Below are 3,716 nucleotides of genomic sequence, written 5' to 3'. Positions count from 1 at the left end.
AGGCGGCGACGGGCGGCAACCCGCTGCTCGCGCCCGGGATGATGGCGTTGGCGGCGGCGCTCGCGGTGGCGTCAGTGTGGCGGCTCCCGGCGGCCTCGAGGTAGCCCTCACGGGACGCACGGCCTCGAGGTCGCCGGCTTCGTCTGTTTAGTCCGTCGAGGACGGCTCGTTTGTGACGACCAGCGGCGCGCCGTCGCCAGCCAGCACGGGTTGGCGGTCGGCCTCGAGGACGGTGAACAGCTCGACGGGGTCCTCGAGGGCCTTGGCCTCGAGCAGCAGGTCGAGCGCCTCGGTGATCCGCTTGACCGTGTGAACCTCCAAGCCCTCGACGGCCTCGTCTTTGATCTCCTCGACGTCCTTCTGGTTCTTCTCCGGGAGCACGACCGTCGAGATGCCGGCGCGGCGAGCGGCGAGCACCTTCTCCTTGATCCCGCCGACCGGCAGGACCAGCCCACGCAATGTGATCTCGCCCGTCATCGCGACATCATGCCGGACGCGGCGACGCGTGTAGATCGAGGCCAGGGCCGCGGTCATCGCGACGCCCGCGCTCGGTCCGTCCTTCGGGATCGCGCCGGCCGGGACGTGGACGTGCAGGTCCCAGTAGCGGAACGCGTCGTCGGGAATGCCCAGGTCGTCGGCGTGGGAGCGGATCCAAGACTGCGCCGCCTGGGCGCTCTCCTTCATCACGTCGCCGAGCTTGCCGGTCAGCGTCATGCGGCCGGTGCCCCGGCTTACGCTCGCCTCGACGAACAGGATGTCGCCGCCGACGGGCGTCCACGCCAAGCCGGTCGCGACGCCGGGGACTTCGGTCCGCTCGGCCACGTCGTTGAAGAATTTCCGCGCCCCGATCCGCTCCTTGACGTCGTCCGCGCTCACGTCTCCACGCTCCGCAGTCTCGAGGGCGACGTCCTTCGCGACGCTCCGCACCACGGATCCGACGGTCCGCTCGAGCTGACGGACGCCCGATTCGCGCGTGTAGCCCTCGACCAGCAACAGCAGCGCGTCGTCGGTGATCGTGAACTGGTCGTCCCTCAGCCCGTTGCGCTCGAGCTGCCGGGGCACGAGGTACTTGCGGGCGATGGCCAGCTTCTCGGACGGCGTGTAGCCGTTGATCTCGATGACCTCCATCCGGTCCCGCAGCGGCGCTGGGATCGAGTCGAGGTAGTTGGCCGTCGCGATAAACAGGATCCGCGACAGGTCGTAGTCGAGCTCGAGGTAGTGGTCGTTGAAGCTGTCGTTCTGCTCCGGGTCCAGTACCTCCAACAGGGCCGACGCCGGATCGCCCCGGAAGTCTGTCCCGAGCTTGTCGACCTCGTCGAGCATAAAGACCGGGTTGCTCGTCCCGGCCCGCTTGAGCCCCTGGATGATCCGGCCGGGCAACGCGCCGATGTACGTCCGCCGGTGCCCTCGGATCTCGGCCTCGTCACGGACGCCACCGAGCGAGATCCGGTGGAACTCCCGTCCCAACGCTCTCGCGATGCTCTTGCCCAGCGACGTCTTGCCGACGCCCGGCGGGCCGTAGAAGCACAGGATGGGCGCCTTCATGTCGCCCTTGAGCTTCAAGACGGCGAGGTACTCGAGAATCCGCTTTTTAACGTCCTCGAGGCCGTAGTGGTCGTCCTCGAGGACGGACTCGGCGCGGGCGATGTCGAGCTTGTCGTCGGACGTGTGGTCCCACGGCAAGTCCAGGATCGTCTCGGCGTAGTTGCGGACGACGCCGTACTCGGGGCTTGCGGGATTGGTGCGGGCCAGCTTGGTGAGCTCCTTCTCCAGCGTCTCGATGACGGCCTCGGGCAGGTCGTCCCGCTTCTCGCGGAGCTTGTCTCGGAGCTCGTCCGCGTCGCGGCTCGAGCCCTCGGTCTCGCCCAACTCATCCTGGATCGCCTTGAGCTGCTGGCGCAGGAAGAACTCCCGCTGCTGCTGGTCGACGTCTGTCTTGACCTTGGACCGGATCTCTTCGGAGATCTCCAAGACCCGGACCTCGTTCTCTAGGTGATCGAGGACGAGTTGGGACCGGTCCAAGAGAGGCCGGGTCTCCAAGAGCTCCTGCTTTTTCTCGACCTCGATCTGGAGGTTCGACGCGATAAAGTGGACCAAGAACCCGGGGCTCTCGATGTTCTGGATCGCGTAGGCGGCCTCGCTGGGCAGGTTCGGCGACAGGTTGACGATGTGGACCGCGAGCTCTTTGATCGAGCGAATCCGTGCGTCGAGCTCGGCCGGATCGACGTCGCTCGCCTCGACCTCGTCGATGGGGTGGACCTTGGCCTCGAGGTACGGCTCGTGCTGGGTGTACTCTTCGACCTCGATGCGGCGCTTGCCTTGGATCACGATCGAGACCGACCCGTCCGGCATCTTGATCAGCTTGAGGATCGTCGCCGCTGCGCCGATCTTGTACAAGTCGTCTGGTCCCGGGGACTCGACCTCGGCACGCTTCTGCGCGACCACGCCGACCAGCCGGTTTCCAGCGTACGCATCCTTGACGAGCTTCAAGCTGGCGTCGCGACCCACCGTGATCGGGAGCACGACGCCGGGGTACAGGACCGTGTTGCGGAGGGTCAAGATGGGGAGCGTGTCGGGGAGCTCCGCCGAGTGCATCTCGCGCTCCTGGTCGGGCGTCAAGAGCGGGATCGACTGCTCCGGATCGTCGGGCGCCAAGGAGACGTGCTGCATAGGTAGTTTTGCCGTTATTGCAATGACGCTGAAGACCAACGCCGGATCCACCACATCCGAGAAGGCGACGCGAAGGGTGCGACGTCCTCGAGGGTATGAGAACGAGGCGCAACGTCCCGGTGTCAGATGCCGAAGAGTGGCCTCTCCTAAACTCGCACCGGCGTGTCGGTATCCCCGCCGTCCTCGTTTCCATGCGCGCATTTCGACCCGCCGACCTCACCGTCCCCGCGATTGGAGGAGCGATGGCCGCGCTCTTGGCTGGCCTCGTGGCCGAGCGGCAGGGCGGGGCAGGGTGGCTCGTGGGTCTGGGCGTCTGGATCGCAATCTTGCTCTGGGCACTTCGCAAGCCGCTCCGGCGGATCCGCATCGCCCGAACGGCCCTCCCGGCCTCGAGTCTGGAGTGGCTCGAGCAGCACGTCCGCATCTACGCCGTCGCCTCTGAGGCCGATCGCCGACGGTTCGTCCGCGACGTGTTGTTCGCCCTCGACGGGTTGCGCTTCGAGGCCGCGGGCGGCGCCACGCTGACCGACGACCTCCAGCTCTCTGTCGCGGCGGGTGCAGCCGTCTTGCTCCACGGCCACCCCGACTGGGAGCTCCCGACCGAGCGCACGGTCCTGTTCGTCCCCGACACGTTCGACGAGGCCTACGGTGACGAGGAGGCCGGCGTCTTCGACGGGATGGTCCACAGCCAGGGGCCGATCGTGCTGTCGACGGCCGCCGTCGCGCGGGGCTGGGCCTTCGAGGACGGGAGCAACGTCGTCCTCCACGAGCTCGCCCACATCTTCGACTTCGAGGGCTGGGAGGCCGACGGTATCCCCTCGTTCCTCGACCCGCGCTCCGCCGACGCGTGGCTTGATCTGATGCGCCGCGAGATGCGCCGCGCCGCCCGAGGCGACGGCGTCCTCCGCTCCTACGCCGCCTCGGCGCCGGCCGAGTTGTTCGCCGTCGCGACCGAGCAGTTTTTTGAGCGGCCCGCGCGTCTGCGGCGCCACCACCCCGAGCTGTTCGCCGCCCTCGAGGCGTTCTACGCCCAGACGCCGCCGGAC

2 protein-coding genes are annotated in these 3,716 nt (G+C 67.7%); one reads left to right on the top strand and one right to left on the bottom strand.

Translation table 11 applies throughout. The features are described from left to right. Positions 1-147 precede the first annotated feature (147 nt). Entirely contained in the window at positions 148-2,670 is a 2,523-nt protein-coding gene (lon, locus tag WBA11_RS10595; protein WP_424520659.1) for an endopeptidase La, read from the bottom strand. 191 nt (positions 2,671-2,861) lie between these two features. On the opposite strand from lon, the gene WBA11_RS10590 reads away from it, so the two are divergent. Further along, the coding region (locus WBA11_RS10590; RefSeq protein WP_424520658.1) for a M90 family metallopeptidase at positions 2,862-3,716 on the top strand (855 nt) is incomplete at its 3' end.

Origin of the sequence: Rubrivirga sp., assembly GCF_049648075.1 — a bacterium.
Classification (GTDB): Bacteria; Bacteroidota; Rhodothermia; order Rhodothermales; family Rubricoccaceae; genus Rubrivirga.
This window is presented reverse-complemented; position numbering and strand designations above follow the sequence as displayed.